Raw genomic sequence first — 18,348 nt, forward strand, 5'->3', positions numbered from 1 at the left:
GATCGTCCTCGGTGAGCAGCCGGGCGGCCAGGCCCACCGCCAGCGGCTGGTCGGCGAGCCGGGCGGCGATGGCGTCGGCGACATCGAGGTCCAGGTCGGGGCGCCGGGCGGTCAGCAGGGCGACGGACCGCTCGCGGGGCAGGAGACCGACCCGCACCACCGGCACCGGCATCGGCACCGTCATCGGAATCGGCACCGGACCGGCACGGCGCGTCCTCCTGTCGGCGTCGACGAGCAGCAGGTGGCCCGATCGGGCCGGCAGCGACTGGTCCAACCACCGCCATAACCCCGACGCGTCGCGGGCGTCGTCGAAGACCAGCAGCCAGCGGTCCCGCCGGTTCAGCTCGGCCAGCACGGCCCCGATCGTCGCGTCGACGCCGGCGCCGGCACCGGCCGGCAGCCCCAACGGCCCGGCGAGCGCGGCGAGCTGCAGGCCGAGCAGCGGAAGCTGCCCCGCGTCCAGCCACCGGACCAGCCCGTACCCCGACGCGTGGCGGTGGGCGTAGTCGGCCGCGAGCTGGGTGCGTCCGCTGCCGGCGGGGCCACGCAGCACGACGGCCCGCACCGGGCCGTCGGTCAGGGCCCGGCGGACCTGGCTCAGCAGCGTCGCGCGCTCGACGACCGGCCGGTCCCGGCGCGGCACGTTCCACCCCGCGGGCAGCAGGGGCGGGAAGGGGCCGACTGCGGAGTCGGGCCCGGGCCCTGCGGGGCGGGGGGCGACGGGCGCGCCGACGGCGGCCAGGAGCCGCCGGGTGGCGGTGGCCTCGTCGACGCCGAACAGGTCGACGCGCTCGACGGTGGCCAGCACCTCGGGGACCGGGCCGTCGGCCACCCGGACCAGCAGCAGGGGCCGCGTCGCCAGCATCGCGGCCCATTCCAGCGTGCACCAGGGGGCGTCGAACAGGGCCGGGGAACAAACGGCGAGGACGCGTTCCGCCCGCGCCACCTCGGCGCCTATATCGGAAACGGCGTACTCGCCGCCGGGCGATTCGGAAGGCTGTACCCGCACCGTGCGGCCGGCGGACTCGAGAATGTCACTGATCCAGGTGACCCAGTTCTCATCCGGACCGGCATACGAAAGGAATAAGTCGGCGCCCGGCTGGGCGGTACCGGCGGCGTCGACCGCGAACGGTCGGGTAGATCGCACGACGCCAGAGCCTGCCAGAAAAGGCCATCACGATTCACGCCCTGCGGCTGTGACCTACGGCGACCGAGGGGCCGCCGGCACAACGGCGTAAAAACGAACCCCTTCTTGCGGCGGGCCCGGCCGCGGCGGTGCCGGAAACCGGCTGGTCGGAAATGTGGCCTGCGTGACGTTGCTCGGCAGCGACCAATGGCAGCGGGTGAAACCGTAACAAATCCCTACCCCTTTGGTCAGGTCCGGGCGGGAGTGGGCGAGCCGCTCACCGCGCCCGGGAGCGCTACCGGTGGTGGACCGTGATCCGGGTCCAGGAGCCGAGGTAGACCCGGTCGCCGTCGTCGAGCGCGACGGCGCTGCCCGGCGTCAGGCGGACCAGGTGCGCCGGGTCCGGGCCGACCCAGGTGCCGTTCGACGAGCCCAGATCGCTGACTCGCAGGGAGCCGTCCGCCAGGAGTTCCAGTACGGCGTGGGAGCGGGAGACCCCGGGATCGCCCGGGTCGCCGGACAGGTCGATGCCCGGCGGGGTGCGCTGGCTGCGGCTGCGCCGGCCGACCACGGTCCGCGCGGCGGTCAGCTCGACGGTCATCGGGCGGGACCGCTCGGGGAAGGCGGGTGCGTCCGTGCCGTCGCCCCGTGCGAAGAACGCACGGTCGACGGAGATCCGCGCACTCCAGCGCCCGGCCACGCCGCCGGGCGTCTCGGCGCGCGTCGACCCGGTGGGCGACGACCCGGTAGGCGACGGCGCGACCCGCAGGGGGACGGCGTTCGCCGGCAGCGGGCCGGTGCCCGTGGCGAAGTTGTGGTCGCAGGCGCGGCAGTGGGTCTGCACCCCGCGGCGCGGGCAGCCGCAGAGCGGGCAGGTCTCCCGTCTCACCGCTTCGCGGGAACCGTCAGCGTCGAACCGGCGTCGAGGTCCATCTCGTCGAGCTTCGCCACCTCGTGGCGCAGCCGCACCGCACCGGTGACCGGGTCGTCGATCTCGACGACCTTGCCGAGCCGGTCCAGCATCGCGCCGTCGTCGGCCGCGGCGGCGATCCGGGCCGCCCGGCCCAGCAGCGTCACGGCGCTGACCTCGTCCCCGGCGCGGCGCGCCGCGAGCCCGTCCTGCACCGCGCGGGCGAGCTCGGCCTGCCCGGTGTAGTGGGCGACGACGCCGTCGATGCGGGTCGACAGCTCGGCGTCCTCGGTCCACACCGCGCGCACACGGGCCTGCGTGACGACCTCGCCGCCGACGACCAGGCTCACCCGGGCGGCGAGCCGCTCGTCGCCGACGTCGGCCGGCGGCACGTCGACGCACAGGTGGTACTCGCGGATGCCCGCCGCCCACGCGCCGGTCGGATGGTCCCGGGTGAACGGGTTCACCTCGACCGCGCGCGGCATCAGGTCGTCGACCTCGGGGGAGACCTGGCGCAGGAAGCGGGTGGTGGAACCCTTCGGCGTCCACACGCGCAGCGCGACGTCGGCCACGCCGCGGGCGAGCGCCTTGGCGACCAGGGCGCGGAAGTCGTCGGCCATCTCCGCGGGCTCGCGCAGCAGCGACACGGTGCCGAGCAGCCGGGTGGAGATCTGGCGCAGCTCGTCGACCCGCCAGTCCGCGCCCACCCCGCGGCAGTCGCACTGGAAGGCGCCCTGGCACGCGGCCAACGCCGCCTCCAGCGCCCGCCCGCTCTCGCCGTTCTGGCCGTCGGTGAGCAGGATGGCGTGGTGGATGGCGTCCGGGCGCGACGCCATGAGCTGTGCGGTCAGCCGCAGCCAGCGGCCCATCGCGGTGCCGCCGTGCGGACGCAGCCGGGCGACCGCCCGGCCCGCGGCCGCCCGCGTCTCGGCGCTCGCCGTCACCAGCTCCCGGCGCTCCGGATAGACCACCCGCGCCTGCTCGGTGCCCTCGACCACGGCGAACGCGACGCCGTCGGGCAGCGCGTCGATCGCCGCCTGCGCCGCCCGCCGCGCCTCGATGATCTTCGACTGCGGGTACTCCATGGAGCCGGAGCAGTCCAGAATGATCACCTCGGCGGCGCCGGGGGCGTCGCCGTGGGTCTCGCCGTGGGTCTCGCCGTGGGTCTCGCCGGGGCCCGGCACCGGCCGGCCGGTGCCGGTGCCGGACCCGGCGGCGGTCTCGTCGCGGGCGGCGACGGTGATGACCGCGTGCACCTCGCCGGCGCCGTCGGCGAGGAACTCGTTCTGGCTGACGTCACAGGTGAAGGTGATCATCGCTGCTCCCCGGGATATCGATGACGATCACGGTGATGTTGTCGCCTCCGCCGCGGGCGAGGGCCACGGTCGTCAGGTGGCGGGCGACCGCGAGCGCCGGCGCCTCGGCGGGCAGCTCGGCGATCCGTTCGGCGACGGCGCCCGCGGCCGAGAGGTAGTTCCACAGCCCGTCGCTGCACAGCACGACCCGCCCCGGCCCGTTCAGCGCCGTCACGGCGACGCGGGGGACCGCCGACGCGCTGCCCACGCCGAGCCAGTGGGTGATCGTGTGGGCACCGGGCCCGGTCTCGGCCCGCTCCGGTGGCAGCAGGCCGGCCCGCACGGCCTCGGCGGCCAGCGTGTCGTCCGCGGTGAGAAGCCGCGCGCCGGACCGGTCGATCAGGTAGGCCCGACTGTCGCCGAGCCAGCCGACCGACAGCCGGTCCGGCGTCACGACTGCGGCGACGAACGTGCACGCCGGCGCGTCGTCCGGGCCGCTGATCGAGGCGAGGGCGCTGCGCTGCGCGGTCGCGGCGGCGGCCCGCAGCGCGCTCGCCTGCCAGCGTGCGGTGTCCCCGCCGGGCGAGGCCGAACCGGGACGGGGACCGAGCGGCCGGGTTTCGCCGCCTGCGCCGACACCGCCTGCACCGCCGGGCGCGTCGCCGGGCGCGTCGCTGGGCGCGTTGCCGCTGAGCCTGGGGTCGCTCGTGTCGGTGGCGTCGCCGGGGTGGGGCGGCGTGGCCGGGGGCACCGTCAGCGTGCCGGCAAGCTGCGCGAGCAGGTCGACGGCGTCCCGTGCCGCCCGCACCGCCGCCGGTCCCGATCCCGGGGCTGTCGACACCCCGTCGCAGACGGCGGCGAGCGTCGCGGCCGGCCGGTCGTCGTCGCCGGGCCCGGCCAGGACGCGCAGCGCGAAACCATCCTCGTTGGTGCGGTGCACCAGGCCGCGGTCGGACACCCCCGCGGCGCTGCCGAGGTCGAGATCGGACCGGTCTCCGGGCGGGTCTCCCGGGCGCAGCCCGGTGCCGCAACTCTCACAGAACCGGTCGTGGGCAAAGACGACCGCCGCACACGCCGGACACCGCCCGTCGCCCGGTGATCCTGGGGCGCCCGGTGATCCTGGGGCGCTCTCTGATCCTGGGGTGCCCGGCTGCGGGCGCTGTTCCGTGGTCACATCAGCGTCCGGGGACGGACGCTGTTGGCGAGATCGACCAGGGCATACCGTTCGTCGGGCGTCGCGGCCAGGCGGGCCAGCGTCCGGTAGGCACGTTCCAGCCCGAGCCGCAGCGCGGCGGGCCGCAGCGCCGACCCGGCGATGGTCACCTGGGGGTCCGCCGCCATCGCGCCGGTGCTGACCAGGTCGAGCGCGNCGGCCAGCAGGTCTCGGGTGAGGGTCGCCCGGCCCGCCGGATCGAGGTCCAGATCGTCGAGGATCGTCGACGCCGCCCGCAGGCCGGCCTGGTCCGGGGCGCCCGCGGCGGTGACGGTGCCGAGCACCCGGGCCAGGCGCACCCGCGCCTCGACGTGGGCCGCCGACGCCGCCGGCACCCGCCGGTAGGCCTGCGCGGCGCCGTCGCGGTCGCCCGCGGCGAGACGTACCCGGGCCAGCCCGAACGCAGCGCTGGTGAACGTGTCGTCGGTGCGCGAGACCAGGTCGTAGAGCTCCTGGGCCCGGGGCAGATCGCCGCCCGCCTCGGCCGCGCGGGCCAGCGCCAGCTTCGGCGCGAGCTCGCCGGGCACCTCGCCGTACACCCGCTCGAACGCCGTGACCGCCCCCGCCGTGTCACCCTGGGTGAGTAGGAGCAGGCCACGCTGCCAGTGCACCCGCCAGGCGAAGGGATCCTCGGCCGCCACGGCGTCGAGCAGCTCCCGCGCCGCGTCGTGCTCACCGAGCCGGGTCCGCAGGTCGGCCAGGCACAGCCGGGCGCCGGCGCTGTCCNCACCCATCGCGTCGAGCAGCTCGGCGAGCTGGCCGGGGGAGACGTCGGGCAGCGCGGCGAGCGCGGTGGCCGCGGGATCGTCCGGATCGGGCAGCAGCGCCGGCAGCAGAGCCGNCAGCAGACCCGAGGGCACCGGATCGGCCGGTTCACCCGTCGGGTGGGCGTCACCGGTGAACCGGACGCTGCGGGCCGGCATCGGGGTGNCCCGTTCGGCGGCGACGATCTCCCGCAGGACGCCGAGCAGTTCGCCGTNCATCTCCTCGGCACTGGTGAACCGATGATCGGGGTCGAGCGCCGTGGCCTTGACCAGCAGACGGTAGAGCGACTCGTGCCGGGCGAGCACCGGATGCCCCGACGCCGGCGGCAGGGCGTGCCGGTAGGTCNAGGTGTTGCCGCGGAAGTCCAGGACGAGGGTGGCCAGCGTCCGGCCCACCGTGTACAGGTCGGAGGCCACCGACGGGCCCTCGGTGGGCACTTCCGGGGCCTGGTAGCCGAGCGTGCCGTAGACGGCGCCGTCGTGGTCGTCGATCCGCCGCACTGCGCCGAGGTCGATCAGCCGCACCGCGTCCCGGCCGACCATCATGTTGTCCGGCTTGAAGTCGCAGAACACCAGACCGTTGCGGTGCAGGTAGGCGAACGCGGGCAGCACCGCGAGCAGGTAGGCGACGGCCTCGGCCGCCGGCAGCGGGTCGGGCCGACCCGCGGCGGCCCGCCGCCGGCGCAGCACCTCGCGCATCGACGTCCCGCCGACGTACTCCATCACGATGTAGCCGGTTCCGGCATGCTCGACGAACGTGTAGATCTTCACGATCGCCGGATGGTCGACCGCGGCCAGGAACCGGCGTTCGGCTATCGCCGCGGCCTGCGCGTGCCGGTCGCCGGAGTCGAGCAGCCCCTTGAACACCACCCAGAAGTCCCCGCCGACGCCGTGGTCGCGGGCCAGGTAGATCCAGCCCTGCCCGCCGTGGGCGAGGGCACCGGCGATCTCGTACTGGCCGACGCGGTCGCCCGGCCGCAGCGCAGGCCGGAACGAGTAGGGCTGCCCGCAGCCCGCGCAGAACCCCTCCGCCAGGGCCGGCTGGCCCCCGCGCGAGCGGCCGACGGGCTCGCCGCAGCGGGCGCACACCCGCCGCCGCTGCGGGATCTGCGGGTCGGCGAGCACCAGCGAGGTGGGATCGGGCAGGTCGATCTCGGGCATGCGCACCAGCCCGGCGCCCAGCCGGTCGGGCGCGCTGTGGCTCGCCGACCCGCGCCGCGACCGCCGCGAGGCGGTGGCCCCCGACGACGCGGACCCGCCGGTTCCGTGGGACACGGCAATTCCGTGGGACGCAGGGGATGCGCCGGACGCAGGGCGTGCGCCGGTCACGCCGCCGTCCACCGGCGCCCAGGCGGCGGGACGGTCGGCGGCCGCGGCGGCCGGGCCGGGCGGCCGGTAGGCGAGGCCGGTGATCGTGCAGTAGCCGTCCTCGATGACGCCCTCGCAGTCCGGCTCGGGACACCGGATCGCCTCCGTCATGCGTGCTCCTCTGGTCGGGCGGGGTATCGGGCGGGCGCGGCTGCCAGCAGGGCGTCCGCGTAGGCGCGGACGAGCTTCTCGGCCCGGTCCAGGTCGATCGGGGCCGATCCCAGCGCGGCCAGCGCGGGGGCGTAGCTGGCCTCCACCGCGGCGGATTCACCCAGGCCGGTGCGCCCGGCCTTGGCCCGCAGCGCCCGCAGCAGCCCGCGCAGCTCGTCGCGGCGGCGCACCGGCGCCGCGTTCGTCTCGGCGATCGTCGTCGCCGTCGCCAGCGTCGCCTGCGCGGTGCGCCGCCAGGCCGGCAGGCCGTAGGCGACCAGCCGCCAGTCGCCGGCCTCGCCGGCGGCGCTCAGCCGGTCCAGCCAGGGCCGCAGGCCGCGCCGCGGCGCGTCGAACCACCCGTCGGACAGCCGCAGCAGGCCATCGGCGTGGCCGCTGATCCGCTCGACGACCTCCCGGGCACGGCGCTCGCCGACCTGCGCGGCCGCGACGACCTGCGCCAGCAGCGCGTCGGCCGCGGCAAGGTCCGCGGCGAGATGGTCGTGTGCCCGCGCGAGTGCGGCGACGGCGGCGAGGGCTGGGGCGAGCGCGTCGCCGACCTCGGTCAGCAGCTCCGCCGGCACGTCGAGCGGGTCGGCGGCCACCGCGGCCTGGGCGAGTGCCAGCGCGGCCCGGGCTGTCGCGAGCGCCGGAACCTCGTCGTCCACGGCTCCGTCGTCGTCCACGGCTCCGTCGCCGGCCTCGGCTCCGTCGTCGGCCTCGGCGCCCCTCGGGCCGGCGCCACCCGGGGTGAGCCCGAGGCGTTGCGCCGTCGCCTGCGCCTCGGCGAGGTGGCGGCCGAGCGGTGCCAGCGCCTCGCGGTGCGCGGCTCGTGCCGCGATGATCTCGTCGGCGGCGGCGCGTAGGGCACGGACGCTCGCGAGCGCCTCCTCGAGGCGACGATGGGCGGGAGTCCGGGCCGCAGCGTCGTGTCCCTCAGCCGCCCCGGCGGCGCCGGCCGGGCGGTCACCGTCGGGCTCGGCGTCCAGCAGCGCGGCGAGCCGGGCGGTGCGCCGGGCGCCAAGCCGTGGACCCTCTCCCCGTTCGGCCGCGGCGGCGGTGAGCAGGTCGTTGAGCGCGGCGTGGGTCTCCCAGAGGCCCACCAGCCGGCGGCGGGCGTCGGCGGCGATCGCGGCGGTGCGTCCGCGCAGCCGCGGCGGATCGCCGAGGTGCCGGTCGATGAGGGCGTCGAGGTCCAGCAGCTCCGCGGCGAGCTGCGCGCCGCCGGAACGCAGCCTGGTCAGGGCCGCGTCGACGTCCGAACGGGTGCGCATCGCCGGTCACGCCCCCTGCGTCGACGCGAGCGATCCCGCTGCCCGACGCGGCGAGGGCCGGACGGGTCGGGCGTGCCGGGCGGAACATGCTGTGCGGGCGCCGGCGAGGCGCGCGGATCCGGCCGCTCGTGGCGCGCGACTCGCCCCCGCGGCATCAAGCATGCCCGCCATGCCCTGAGTACCACCGCCCCGATCGTCCGTTTCGCGACCGTCCCGGTCTCGCCGGGACGCCCGCGCCTGCACCGCCCTGAGCCGCGGCGGTCAGGGCGCCTGATGGCGGTCCGACTCCGCGGGATGGCTGATCGTAAATCGGTCGAGCACCTTCCGTGGGGCAATGTCGCCTTGTCGTCACCTCGCCCGGCTCACAGTGCCGGCATGTTAGGCAGTCCGGCCCTGGGAGCAGGGCGAATCCGGCCGGCCTGGGAAGACGTAGTGAGGGCGACCTGCCTTCGGCGTCGCGGCGGGACCGGCACCGTCGGGGGCGGGCGCAGCCCCTTCAGCCGTCGCCGGACCAGCACGTCAGAGTGGGGAGCCGCTCGGTGTTGAGGTCCGGAGGCGGGAGGCGGGAGACGCCGCGTCACCCGCCGTCGGTGTAGCGGGGGACCGGCGCGGTCGGGGGTGGGCGCAGTGCCGGCAGCCAGTGTTGGACCAGCGCGGCCCAGGTGCCGTCGCGCACCACGTCGGCGAGCACGCCGTTGACGAAGCGGGTCAATTCCGGATGGCCGCGGGCGACGCCGATCGCGTCCGGCTCGTTGGACAGTCCCGGGCCGACGAGGTGGACCCGGGGATCCTGCGCCGCCATGCCGGCGAGGACCGCGCTCGTCGTCGTGATCCCCGCGACCTGGCCGGACTGGAGCAGCACGAGGCAGTCGGCGATGTTCGNCACGGTCCGCACGACCGGGTGCGACGACGTCCGGCGCAGAGTGTCCACCGTGGTGGTCCCCGCCGCGGTGCACACCGGCTGCCCCCCGAGGTCGTCCAGGCTGCGGGCGGGCGAGCCGAGGGGGACCAGCACCCGCTGCGTCTCGTACCAGTAGACGGTGGAGAAGTCGATCTGNCGGCGCCGCTCGCAGTTCGTCGTCATGGTCGCGACGACGATGTCCACGTCCCCGTGCGTCAGCACCGGGATGCGCTCGGCGTAGGTCGTCGCGCGAAACCGCACGTGCCCGTCCGTGCCGAAGATCGCCCGGCCGATGCGGTTCGCCAGGTCCACGTCGAAGCCCTCGAACTGCCCGGTGAACGCGTTGATCGAACCGAACGGCGGGACATCCGCGAGCACCGCGGCCCGTAGGTAGCCGCGTTGCTGGATCGTCGCGAGGAACGTGCCGGCCGGCATCGCGCCGGGCGTGGGGGGCACGGCCGGTGGCCGCAGGCTCGCCTGCGGATCTCCGCAGCCCGCACCGGTGCCCGACGGTGGCGGGACGCCGGTGGCAGACGGGGACGAGGCGCCCGTCGTGACCAGCGGCCGTGCCTGCGCGGGAAGCGGCGCGTCCACGGTTGCGCAGCCGGCGCCGGCGAGGGCCAGCAGCACCGCGACGGCCAGCGCGATGACCCGCGGCAGCCTCGTGGACGTCGTGGACGTCGTGGACGTCGTGGACGTCGGGGACGTCGGGGACGTCATGGAGGTCGGGGAGGTCGTGAGGGTCGTGGGTTTCGGCATGATGGCGGCTACCGATAGTCGTTGATGCGGAGCTGGATACCGGCGAGCGCGAGGGCGGCGGCGAACAGGAGGCTCGCCGTGACGGCCAGCGGCAGCGGATCGAGGCCGTCGTCCGCGGCGGTGAGTCGCTGCTCGAACCGGCCGCGGCCGGCGTCGAACACCACTGTCGAGGCGGTGTCGAACCGTCGGAAGGCGTCGGTGCCGCCGCCCTGGGCCAGGGCCACCGCCTGCTGGAACCCGCCGACCTCGGCGACGAGCGCGCGGACTCGCACCGCGCTGGCCTGGTAGGACTGCCAGGTGGGCGCGAGCGCGCCGCGGGCGGCCCGGTCCGATCCGGGTAGCGCCGCGGTCGCCGGGAGCAGCCCCGTGCCGGTCGGCCGGCCCTGGGCGTCGTAGCCCAGCCGGGCGCTGACCGCGTCGGCGTCGGCGTCGAGGCCCGCGCCGTTGCCCCGGGAGATCAGCGACAGGCTCTCGTCGCCCCAGGCACGCAGCGCGAGCGCCCGGGCCTGCGCGGTCATCGTCATCGGCACGTAGCCGTCGTCGCGGCTGTCGAGCAGGCGGGCGCGCTGCACCCCGAACGCGGCGAGCGTCCACCCGAGCGCGAGCGCGGCGAGCAGCGTCGCCGCCACCAGCGCCGGATTGAGGATGCGGTTGGTCCGCCGGAACAGCCGGACCTGCAGGACGATCAGCACGGCGAGCGTCGCCAGCCCGGCGACGGCGACCACCACCGGGTGGTAGACGCGGCTGGCCTGCCGGTAGTCGTGGTCGATGCGGTCGGCGGCCGCGGCGGCGAGCCCGTCGGCGGCCGGCAGGATCGTGCCCTGCATCAGGCTGGACGCCTCGCGTAGATACGCACCNCCGACGACCAGGCCGAGNCGGTTGTTTGCCCGGGCTCGTTCCACCTCGCCGGTGTAGACGGGCAGCTGCTCGGTGAGCACGGTCAGCGGCTCCCGCGGCCCAGCGGCCCGGGCGAGATCGACGATCCGCTCGCTCGCGTCGGCGATGGCCCGCTGGTAGGCGGCGCGCTGGTCGGGAGGCTCGACGCCGCCGGCGAGGAAGGCCCGTGCCGCCGCGGCGTCGGCCGCCGAGAGGTCGGCGTGCAGGCTCTGCGCCGCGATGAACGACGCGCCGCTGTCGGTCCGCAGCGAGTGCAGCGCCTGCTGGCGGGCCCGCACGGTGGCGAGGGCCGCGATCCACAGGACGAGCAGCCCGACGGTCACGATGATCGACAGCAGCCGCAGCCGGCCGGGCGGGGTGGCCGTGNGGCGCCGCAGCCCGCGGCGCCCGGGCGAGCCGCCCCTGCCACCGTTCGTCTCCGGCCCGCCGGCCACGCCCGATCCGCCGGCTGCCCCCAAGGTGCCGGCCGCCCCCAAGGTGCCGCTCGTTCCCGGTCCGCCGGCCGTGCCCAGGGTGCCGGCTGCACCCCCGGCGGGCATGCCCGTCGCGCCGCGGACTGCGGTCGGCGGTGGCGTGGTTGCGGCCGGCGTGGTTGTGGCCGGCGGGGTGGCGGGATGCGGGGTGGAGGGAGGCGACGGCGTGCCCACCGCGGTCATAGCCGGTGATCTTAGGTGAACCACGGCGTTGCGTGGCCCCGGTGTCAGCTTTGCGTCATCACACTTCGCTGCGGCGTCCCGGGCCGGGGTTCGCCGCCGTCCGCGGTCGCGCGTCGTGGCGAAGCTCGTGGGCGCGCACCTGCCGTCCTCCACGCCGACGACGCCCGCCGGCCGGACGCGGCGATCAGTGGGGCACGAGGTCCGGGTGCACCGGCGCCGTCGCGTTGGCCATGACCTCCTCGGCCCGGTCCCACACGCGGTGCAGCCCGAGCGCGAGGGTCAGGCGGTCGGTGAACGTCTTGGTGACCGCGTCGGCGACGAGGACGCCGGCGTGGTCGGCGGTGATGCCGGCGGCGGCCAGGACGCGGGCACCGGAGCCCCACGCGGCCAACGGCTTGAGGTGCCGGTAGGCCTCCTGGAGCAGCAACGTCACCTTGAGCGCGTCCGCCACCTGCAGGGCGTCGCGCGGGGAGGTGTCGCCGGCGACGACGACGGCGTCGAACTCGACGGAGCGGGCGGTGAGGTTCGTCCGCTCGACGACCTCGGTGTGCCGGCCGTGGTGGAGGACCCCGCCGACGGGGGCGACGACGAGGAGCTGCACCCCGAGGCTCGCCACGGCCTTGCGGAGCTTGTCGATGCCGCCGAGGTCGGCGTCCAGGCTGGCGATCACCCCGATGCGNCGGCCCGCGACGGGGCCCGGCTCCGTCACGAGCTGGGACAGCGAGGGGGCCAGGGCGACGTCGGGCGGNGAGCCGTCGGGAGCGGGTAGACCCAGCGCGGCGGCGACCCGGGCGCTCAGGTCGGCGTCGACGTTGGCGAGCACCCTGAGCTGGCGTTCCTTGATGGCCTTGTCGTACACCTTGCCCAGTTCGAAGGCGAAGGCCTCGACGATGTGCGCCCGTTCGATCGGGCTGACACTGCGGTAGAACATCGCAGCCTGGGAGAAGTGGTCGTCGAAGGAGACCGGGTTGGCACGTACGACGCGGCCTTCCACGGGCCGCTCCCGCTGCACGTAGCCGCCCTCGNCCTCGGCCGCGACGAGCGGCAGACCCTCGTCGACGCTGTTGGGCAGGTAGGCCGCGAGGCCGGTGTGGATCGCGGACTGGTGGGCGCCGTCGCGGAGCAGGTCGTTGACCGGGCAGTGCGGCCGGTTGATCGGTAGCTGCGTGAAGTTCGGCCCGCCGAGGCGGGTGAGCTGGGTGTCGAGGNAGGAGAACAACCGGGCCTGCATGAGAGGGTCGTCGGTGACCTCGATGCCGGGGACGAGGTTGCCGGTGTGGAAGGCGACCTGTTCGGTCTCGGCGAAGTAGTTCGTCGGATTCGCGTTCAGGGTCAGCCGGCCGATCAACTGCANGGGCGCCAGTTCCTCGGGCACCAGTTTGGTGGGATCGAGCAGGTCNATGCCTTCGAACGTGTGCGTGCCGTCGTCGGGCAGGACCTGGATGCCGAGCTCGTACTCGGGGAAGGCGCCGGCGTCGATGGCGTNGGCCAGGTCCCGGNGGTGGAAGTCCGGATCGACCCCGGCGGCGATCTGCGCCTCCTCCCACACGAGGGAGTGGACGCCNCTGACCGGTTTCCAGTGGAACTTCACCAGGCTCGTGAGGCCCTCCTCGTTGACCAGCCGGAACGTGTGGACGCCGAAACCCTCCATCGTGCGATAGGACCGGGGAAGACCGCGGTCACTCATGTTCCACAGGACGTGGTGGGTGGCCTCGGTGTGCAGGGAGACGAAATCCCAGAAGGTGTCGTGGGCCGACTGCGCCTGNGGAATCTCCCGGTCCGGGCGCGGCTTGCCGGCGTGGATGACGTCGGGGAACTTGATGCCGTCCTGGATGAAGAACACCGGGATGTTGTTGCCGACGAGGTCGACGTTTCCCTCGCTGGTGTAGAACTTCACGGCGAAGCCGCGGGTGTCGCGGACGGTGTCCGCCGACCCGCGGGATCCGAGGACGGCGGAGAACCGGGTGAACACGGGCGTTTGGCGACCCTTGACGGCGAGGAACCGGGCCTTGGTCACNGACGCCGCCGTCCCGTAGGACTCGAAGACGCCGTGCGCGGCGGCGCCGCGGGCGTGCACGACCCGTTCCGGAATCCGTTCGTGATCGAAATGGGTGATCTTCTCGCGGAGGTGGAAGTCCTCCAGCAGCGTGGGGCCGCGCTCGCCGACCTTGAGGGAGTGGTCGGTGTCGGGGAGCCGGAGCCCCTGCGCGGACGTCAGGTAGACGCCCTCCTGGGTGGGTGCCGCCAGGCGGGCGGCGTTGTCCTCGGCGGCGTTGTCCTCGGCGGCGCCGTTGGCGGCGGCCGACCGGGAGGCGGCCTGATCAGAGTGACGGGCGGTTGGCATCGCGACTCCGTAGGGGTAGAGCGAAGGACAGCGGATCTCCACCCGCCTGCGGCCGAATCCGGAGCAGACGGACGAACCTTCGTCGCCGTGCGATCTCCTTCATGGTAACTCTGAGTAAGCTAATACCGCTGCATCGGTAGCATCGCCGGGGAGGTGTGGGCGCGGGGATCCGGTCGGCGACGCTCGGTGGTGGTGCTCAGTGGTGGCGCTCAGTGGCGGCGGACGTCGAACGGTGCCGCGAGGTTGGTGAGTGCGAACAGCCGGTAGGTCAGGGGACGGGCGCCGATCACGACCAGGCGCTGCCCCGAGGCCCTCGCCCGGGTGCGGGCGGCGACCAGTGCTCCCAGCCCCAGGGCGTCGAGGAAGTCGACCTCGGCGAGGTCGACCACGACGGTGGGGGACCCGCCGCGGACGGCCGCGAACAGCGCCGAGCGCAACGCCCCGACGCTGGCCAGGTCGATTTCTCCACGCACCTCGACGCCGGTTTCGGCGGATCCGTGGTGGACCGTCACCGACAGCCTGTCGGCGACCCAGACGTGCTGCGGGGATTCGACTGGTGGCGGCTCGGCGTCGGCCTCGACCGCTTCCCGGGTCACCGGGCCTTCTTCCCCGATAACGAGGAATTGTTGGAGGTCATCCTCGGTCGGCGGGAGCCGCGAGGGGACCATGTCGACGACCGACACCGATGCGATGCGTGCGGAGGGGGCCGCGCCAGACGCGATGGGCGGGGAACCGCGGAGGGATTCCGCCGACCGTCGCCTCAGGGGAATCCGCTGAGACCCTCATGTCCGTGGACTCCCTTGCGCGCTGAAAAACAACGCGTCACCGGGAGTCTGGAGCGACGTCGGCTCTCTGAGGCCACCGCGATTGTGGCATGTCGGACGTCTCGCCGCAAGCCCGACCATCGGCCCTGGGCTTGGAGACGGTGGAGCCACGATCCGGCCGTCGGGCCGTCCCCGCCGCGACGGCGAAACCGGGCGGTCACCGGTGCGCCCGTAGCCGATCGGTACCCGTAGGCTGGAAATGACCAGCGGATGGTTGGCGGGCCGTTACCGGTGCAGGAAACCGATGCGNGGAACCGCGGATGGATGTGGGCAGTGCGGCCCGACGTTGGGGAGGGGCTATCGCCTCGAGTGAGCGTGTCCGGTCCGGTCTCGGTGCGGCGGTGGCGGCCGGCAGCGGCCTGGCGGCGGCCGACGGGCTGTGCCGGGCGTGCGTGCGGCTGCTCGGGGTCGACGGGGCCGCGGTCTCGGTGGTGCGCGACGGCGTCTCGACGGGGACGTTCGGCTCCAGCGGCGCGTTGAGCCGGCGGCTGGACGAGCTCCAGTTCACCTTCGGGGAAGGCCCCTGTCTCGACGCGGTGCGCGAGGGTCGCCCGGCGCTGGTCCCGGACCTCACGCTGACGACCGAGACCCCGTGGCCGGTGTTCGCCGGCGCGGTGATGGCCGTCGGGGTGCGGGCGGTGTTCGCCCTGCCCGTGGTGCTCGCCGGTGCGCCCATCGGCGCCCTGGACCTGTTTCGCCACACTCCCGGCCCGCTGGGCGGGGAGAACCTGGCCGGCGGTCTGTTCGNCGCGAGGCTGGCCAGCTTGCCGCTGCTGGACCTGGCGGGCGGGGATCTGGACTGGGAGGCCGTCGGTGACAGCGGCGAGGGGTTACGGGAGTTCGCCTCCCTCGAGCGGGTCGAGGTCTACCAGGCCACCGGGATGATCATGGCTCAGTGCGACGTCGGTCCGGCCGAGGCGCTGGTGCGACTGCGGGCCTACGCGTTCGCGCACGACCTGACCGCGAGCGAGGCCGCGTGGCGGGTGGTGNAGCGTCAGGTGGCGCTCGACGACGACAGCGCCTGGGTCCTGCCGGACGACGACCCGGGGATGATCGCGTGAGCGCCGAGCGGGAACGTCAGGTCACCCGGGCGTTCGTGTCGCTGGCGAACAGCCTGGTGGACCGCTTCGACGTGGTGGACCTCCTGGACGGGCTGACCGCGGACTGCGCGCGGCTGCTCGACGTCGAGTCCGCGGGCCTGCTCCTGGCCGATCATCGCGGCACCCTGCACCTGGTGGCGGCGTCCTCCGAACGCACCCGCAACCTGGAACTGCTCCAGCTCCAACGCGACCAGGGGCCGTGCCTGGACTGCTANCGGGCGGGGGCGCCCGTCAGCGTCGCGGACCTGCGCACGGCCACGGCGCGCTGGCCGCGGTTCGTCGCCGCCGCCACGCAGGCCGGCTTCGTCTCGGTCCACGCCCTTCCCATGCGGTTGCGGGACACGGTCCTGGGCGCCCTCGGGCTGTTCGGCACGCAGGTCGGGACGCTCAGCGAGGACGACCTGAGTCTCGGCCAGGCCCTCGCGCACGTGGCGAGTGTCGCGATCGTGCAGGACAAGGCGGCCACCGACCAGATCGTCATCAACGAGCAGTTGAAGGGCGCGCTGAGCAGCAGGGTCGTCCTGGAACAGGCCAAGGGCTTTCTGGCGCAGCGCGGGAATCTCGGGATGGACGAGGCGTTCGGTCGGCTGCGGACCTATGCCCGCGACCACAACCTGCGGCTCACCGACGTCGCCCGCGCGGTCGTCGCCCGGGAGATCCCCGCCCAGCGCCTGCTCGATCACGCCGCCACCAGGGCGTCTCGACCGAGGCGCGCCAAGCCGAGTTGAGCGTTCGCGGGCTGGAGTAGTCTGACCGTTGTCACTTCAGCGTGGCAGTGTTCTCGTCCCTGGTCTGGTCCGTACGCCTGTTCCGGGTTCCCTCTCGCTGATGCGTTGTCGGCTGAGAGGGATGCCCATGGGCGCGGATGCCGTGGCCACAAGCAGTGCAGCAGCAGAACCCGCTTCGGCACCGGTGCCGACGCCGTCGGCGGCAGTCCGTGGCAGCGAGTACGCCGAACTGCGGCGCCAGGTCGCCGCCGCCGCGTTGTTCGATGGCCGGGCCGGCTGGTATTCCGCCCGGATCGCGGTGAGTCTGGGCCTGCTCGCCGCCGGCTGGTGGGCGTTCGTCGCGCTGGGCGACTCGTGGTGGCAGCTGGCCACGGCGGCGTTTCTGGCGGTGATGTTCACCCAGGTGGCGTTTCTCGGGCACGACGCGGGCCACCGCCAGATCTGCCTCGGCCGGCGGGGCAACGACGCCCTGGGCCTGTTAGCGGGAAACATGCTGGTGGGGCTGAGCTACGGCTGGTGGGTGGCCAAGCACAACCGGCACCACCGCCACCCCAACCAGGTTGGTCGCGACCCGGACCTCGCCCCCGGCGCATTCGTGTTCACCGCCGCCGAGGCCGGGCGGCGCCGCGGGTGGGCGCGCCGGCTGACCCGCCACCAGGCGTCGCTGTTCTTCCCAATTCTCCTGCTGGAGGGACTGAACCTGCACGTGGCCAGNGTGCGGGAGCTGGCCGAGCGCCGCGACCGGACCGGCCGGCGGGACCGGACCGTCGCCGCGGAGGCGGGGCTGCTGGTGGTGCACCTCGCCGGCTACCTCACCGCCGTCGCCCTGGTTCTCTCGCCGGTCAGGGNGGTGGTCTTCGTGCTGGTCCATCAGGGGCTGTTCGGCCTGTACATGGGCTGCGCGTTCGCGCCGAACCACAAGGGGATGACGATTCTCGCCGGCGACGAGCCCGACTTCCTGCGCCGGCAGGTGGTGACCGCGCGCAACATCCGGGGTGGCCGGGTCACCGACGTCGTGTTCGGGGGGCTGAACTACCAGATCGAACACCACCTGTTCCCGAGCATGCCGCGGCCGAGCCTGCGCCGGGCCCAGCCGCTGATCCGCGCGTTCTGCCAGGCCCACGAGGTCGGCTACCGGGAGACCGGCGCGCTGGCCTCCTACGGCGAGGCGCTGCGGCATCTGCACCGGATCGGCGGGCCGCTGCGGCACCCGACCCCGGAAAAGCGGCTGGCCACCGCCTCCGACCTGGCCGCCGTCGCGGGGGCGGCCGTGTCCACGTGAACTGCGCACCGCCGCGCCGTGGTCGGGACCGGTGAGGGCGGGAGTCCTCAGGGTGGTGCCAGCCTCCTGGGCCCTTTCCAGCCTCCGCGACACCCCCTCAAGAAGCGGGGTGAAACAGCCGAAGTAGGCCGCCGATCTACTCGTGGAATCGGGTCAGACGCTCGCTCAGGACCCGGTCGAGCGCCGCCCGTCCCGCCGGACCCCACGCCGGCTTGCCGCCGGGCAGGCCGCGGTCCCCGTTCTGGCCCATCAGCATCAGGAAGAGGCTCTTGCACGCGGCCAGCCCGCGGGCGCGCCGGACCGTCGCGTGGTCAGCCTCCCCGTAGGCGGCGAAGAAGCGTGCGGCCGCGCCGGCCGGCAGCAGGACCCAGGCGGCCGCCAAGTCCAACGCCGGGTCGCCGACGAACATGTCGCCGAAGTCGACCACGCCCGCCAGCGTGCCGTCCGCGACGACGACGTTCGCGGGATGCAGATCGCCGTGCACCCACACCGGCGGACCCTCCCAGGCGGGGGCCGCGACGGCGTCGTCCCAGACGGCCCGGACGTCGGCGGCGTCGGAGCCGATCGCGTCAGCGTCGGGCTCGCCACTGCTCGTCGTCGTGCCTTCGGCTACTTCGGCGACGACGTTGCCGAATCCTCGCTCCGACGCCGTCCCGCCCCGACCCAGCGACGGTAGGCGTCCACGTCGACGTTGCTGCCGCACACGACGGTGACGACGTGGCGGCCGGCGAAACGGTCCCGGTCCTCGAGGATCGCC

Annotated in this window: 10 protein-coding genes and 21 pseudogenes; 6 read left to right on the forward strand and 25 right to left on the reverse strand. The window is 74.5% G+C overall.

Going from position 1 to position 18,348, the window contains the following annotated elements; translation table 11 throughout:
- Nucleotides 1-1,421 precede the first annotated feature (1,421 nt).
- The 23 genes and pseudogenes from UK94_RS05865 to UK94_RS05905 all read right to left on the reverse strand — a co-directional run bounded on the left by UK94_RS05865 (nucleotide 1,422) and on the right by UK94_RS05905 (nucleotide 14,253).
- The gene (locus tag UK94_RS05865; RefSeq protein WP_063845165.1) at nucleotides 1,422-2,015 is read right to left on the reverse strand and encodes an FHA domain-containing protein; all 594 of its coding nucleotides are present in this window, start codon (nucleotides 2,013-2,015) and stop codon (nucleotides 1,422-1,424) included.
- Nucleotides 2,012-3,352 (reverse strand): VWA domain-containing protein, encoded by a 1,341-nt coding sequence (locus tag UK94_RS05870; RefSeq protein WP_055749016.1) that lies wholly within the window; start codon nucleotides 3,350-3,352, stop codon nucleotides 2,012-2,014. Before UK94_RS05870 ends, UK94_RS05865 begins: the two co-directional genes overlap by 4 nt.
- Nucleotides 3,333-4,289, reverse strand: a complete 957-nt coding sequence (locus tag UK94_RS05875) for a PP2C family protein-serine/threonine phosphatase (protein WP_063845166.1) — start codon at nucleotides 4,287-4,289, stop codon at nucleotides 3,333-3,335. Before UK94_RS05875 ends, UK94_RS05870 begins: the two co-directional genes overlap by 20 nt.
- A 212-nt stretch (nucleotides 4,290-4,501) precedes the next feature.
- On the reverse strand, nucleotides 4,502-4,700 hold a 199-nt coding region (locus tag UK94_RS41195; RefSeq protein WP_235486648.1), incomplete at its 5' end, for a tetratricopeptide repeat protein.
- A 1-nt stretch (nucleotide 4,701) separates the two neighbouring features.
- Nucleotides 4,702-5,270, reverse strand: a pseudogene (locus UK94_RS41200) (tetratricopeptide repeat protein); the annotation flags it as partial.
- A 1-nt stretch (nucleotide 5,271) separates the two neighbouring features.
- Nucleotides 5,272-5,380, reverse strand: a pseudogene (locus UK94_RS41205) (hypothetical protein); the annotation flags it as partial.
- Nucleotides 5,381-5,655: 275 nt separating this feature from the next.
- Nucleotides 5,656-6,787 (reverse strand): annotated as a pseudogene (locus tag UK94_RS41215) (serine/threonine protein kinase); the annotation flags it as partial.
- Complete coding sequence (locus UK94_RS05885) at nucleotides 6,784-8,100, reverse strand: hypothetical protein (protein ID WP_055749019.1); 1,317 nt, start codon at nucleotides 8,098-8,100, stop codon at nucleotides 6,784-6,786. The gene UK94_RS05885 and the pseudogene UK94_RS41215, both read right to left, overlap by 4 nt.
- A 577-nt stretch (nucleotides 8,101-8,677) precedes the next feature.
- Nucleotides 8,678-8,982 (reverse strand): transporter substrate-binding domain-containing protein (locus UK94_RS41220; RefSeq protein WP_235486650.1); only part of this gene is annotated, 305 nt, incomplete at its 5' end.
- Between the two features lies 1 nt (nucleotide 8,983).
- Nucleotides 8,984-9,157, reverse strand: a pseudogene (locus tag UK94_RS41225) (transporter substrate-binding domain-containing protein); the annotation flags it as partial.
- A gap of 1 nt (nucleotide 9,158) precedes the next feature.
- Nucleotides 9,159-9,760, reverse strand: a pseudogene (locus tag UK94_RS75805) (transporter substrate-binding domain-containing protein); the annotation flags it as partial.
- Nucleotides 9,761-9,768: 8 nt separating this feature from the next.
- Nucleotides 9,769-10,617 (reverse strand): annotated as a pseudogene (locus UK94_RS41235) (hypothetical protein); the annotation flags it as partial.
- Nucleotides 10,618-11,497: 880 nt separating this feature from the next.
- A pseudogene (locus UK94_RS41240) lies at nucleotides 11,498-11,992 on the reverse strand (catalase HPII); the annotation flags it as partial.
- Nucleotides 11,993-12,062: 70 nt separating this feature from the next.
- A pseudogene (locus UK94_RS41245) lies at nucleotides 12,063-12,325 on the reverse strand (catalase-related domain-containing protein); the annotation flags it as partial.
- Nucleotides 12,326-12,339: 14 nt separating this feature from the next.
- Nucleotides 12,340-12,521: pseudogene (locus UK94_RS41250) on the reverse strand (catalase); the annotation flags it as partial.
- Between the two features lies 1 nt (nucleotide 12,522).
- A pseudogene (locus UK94_RS41255) lies at nucleotides 12,523-12,666 on the reverse strand (catalase); the annotation flags it as partial.
- Between the two features lies 1 nt (nucleotide 12,667).
- Nucleotides 12,668-12,712, reverse strand: a pseudogene (locus tag UK94_RS41260) (hypothetical protein); the annotation flags it as partial.
- Between the two features lies 1 nt (nucleotide 12,713).
- Nucleotides 12,714-12,798: pseudogene (locus UK94_RS41265) on the reverse strand (hypothetical protein); the annotation flags it as partial.
- Nucleotides 12,799-12,813: 15 nt separating this feature from the next.
- Nucleotides 12,814-12,877, reverse strand: a pseudogene (locus UK94_RS41275) (hypothetical protein); the annotation flags it as partial.
- A 1-nt stretch (nucleotide 12,878) separates the two neighbouring features.
- Nucleotides 12,879-13,078 (reverse strand): annotated as a pseudogene (locus UK94_RS41280) (catalase); the annotation flags it as partial.
- A gap of 1 nt (nucleotide 13,079) precedes the next feature.
- Nucleotides 13,080-13,330: pseudogene (locus UK94_RS41285) on the reverse strand (catalase); the annotation flags it as partial.
- A gap of 1 nt (nucleotide 13,331) precedes the next feature.
- Nucleotides 13,332-13,657 (reverse strand): annotated as a pseudogene (locus tag UK94_RS41290) (catalase); the annotation flags it as partial.
- A gap of 209 nt (nucleotides 13,658-13,866) precedes the next feature.
- Nucleotides 13,867-14,253, reverse strand: coding sequence for an STAS domain-containing protein (locus UK94_RS05905; protein ID WP_055749022.1), 387 nt, complete (start codon nucleotides 14,251-14,253; stop codon nucleotides 13,867-13,869).
- Nucleotides 14,254-15,245: 992 nt separating this feature from the next.
- On the opposite strand from UK94_RS05905, the gene UK94_RS41295 reads away from it, so the two are divergent.
- The 6 genes and pseudogenes from UK94_RS41295 to UK94_RS41315 form a co-directional block, all read left to right on the forward strand.
- Nucleotides 15,246-15,470 (forward strand): ANTAR domain-containing protein (locus UK94_RS41295; RefSeq protein WP_235486652.1); only part of this gene is annotated, 225 nt, incomplete at its 3' end.
- Between the two features lie 146 nt (nucleotides 15,471-15,616).
- Nucleotides 15,617-15,795: pseudogene (locus tag UK94_RS41300) on the forward strand (transcriptional regulator); the annotation flags it as partial.
- A 1-nt stretch (nucleotide 15,796) separates the two neighbouring features.
- Nucleotides 15,797-16,309, forward strand: a pseudogene (locus tag UK94_RS05915) (GAF and ANTAR domain-containing protein); the annotation flags it as partial.
- A gap of 127 nt (nucleotides 16,310-16,436) precedes the next feature.
- Nucleotides 16,437-17,023 (forward strand): fatty acid desaturase (locus tag UK94_RS72920; RefSeq protein WP_268761217.1); only part of this gene is annotated, 587 nt, incomplete at its 3' end.
- Between the two features lies 1 nt (nucleotide 17,024).
- Nucleotides 17,025-17,157, forward strand: a pseudogene (locus UK94_RS41310) (acyl-CoA desaturase); the annotation flags it as partial.
- Nucleotide 17,158: 1 nt separating this feature from the next.
- Nucleotides 17,159-17,591, forward strand: a pseudogene (locus tag UK94_RS41315) (fatty acid desaturase); the annotation flags it as partial.
- A gap of 136 nt (nucleotides 17,592-17,727) precedes the next feature.
- Here the strand turns inward: UK94_RS41315 and UK94_RS05925 are convergent.
- Complete coding sequence (locus tag UK94_RS05925; RefSeq protein ID WP_268761231.1) at nucleotides 17,728-18,258, reverse strand: phosphotransferase; 531 nt, start codon at nucleotides 18,256-18,258, stop codon at nucleotides 17,728-17,730.
- Nucleotides 18,201-18,348: pseudogene (locus UK94_RS72925) on the reverse strand (threonine dehydratase); the annotation flags it as partial. The gene UK94_RS05925 and the pseudogene UK94_RS72925, both read right to left, overlap by 58 nt.

Source organism: Frankia sp. AvcI1 (genome assembly GCF_001420875.1).
In the GTDB taxonomy this organism is placed as follows: domain Bacteria; phylum Actinomycetota; class Actinomycetes; order Frankiales; family Frankiaceae; genus Frankia; species Frankia alni.

Coding starts and splice junctions, on each gene's coding strand:
- UK94_RS05870 (WP_055749016.1), bottom strand. CDS start 3,352: ATGATCACCTTCACCTGTGACGTCAGCCAGAACGAGTTCCTCGCCGAC.
- UK94_RS05885 (WP_055749019.1), bottom strand. CDS start 8,100: ATGCGCACCCGTTCGGACGTCGACGCGGCCCTGACCAGGCTGCGTTCC.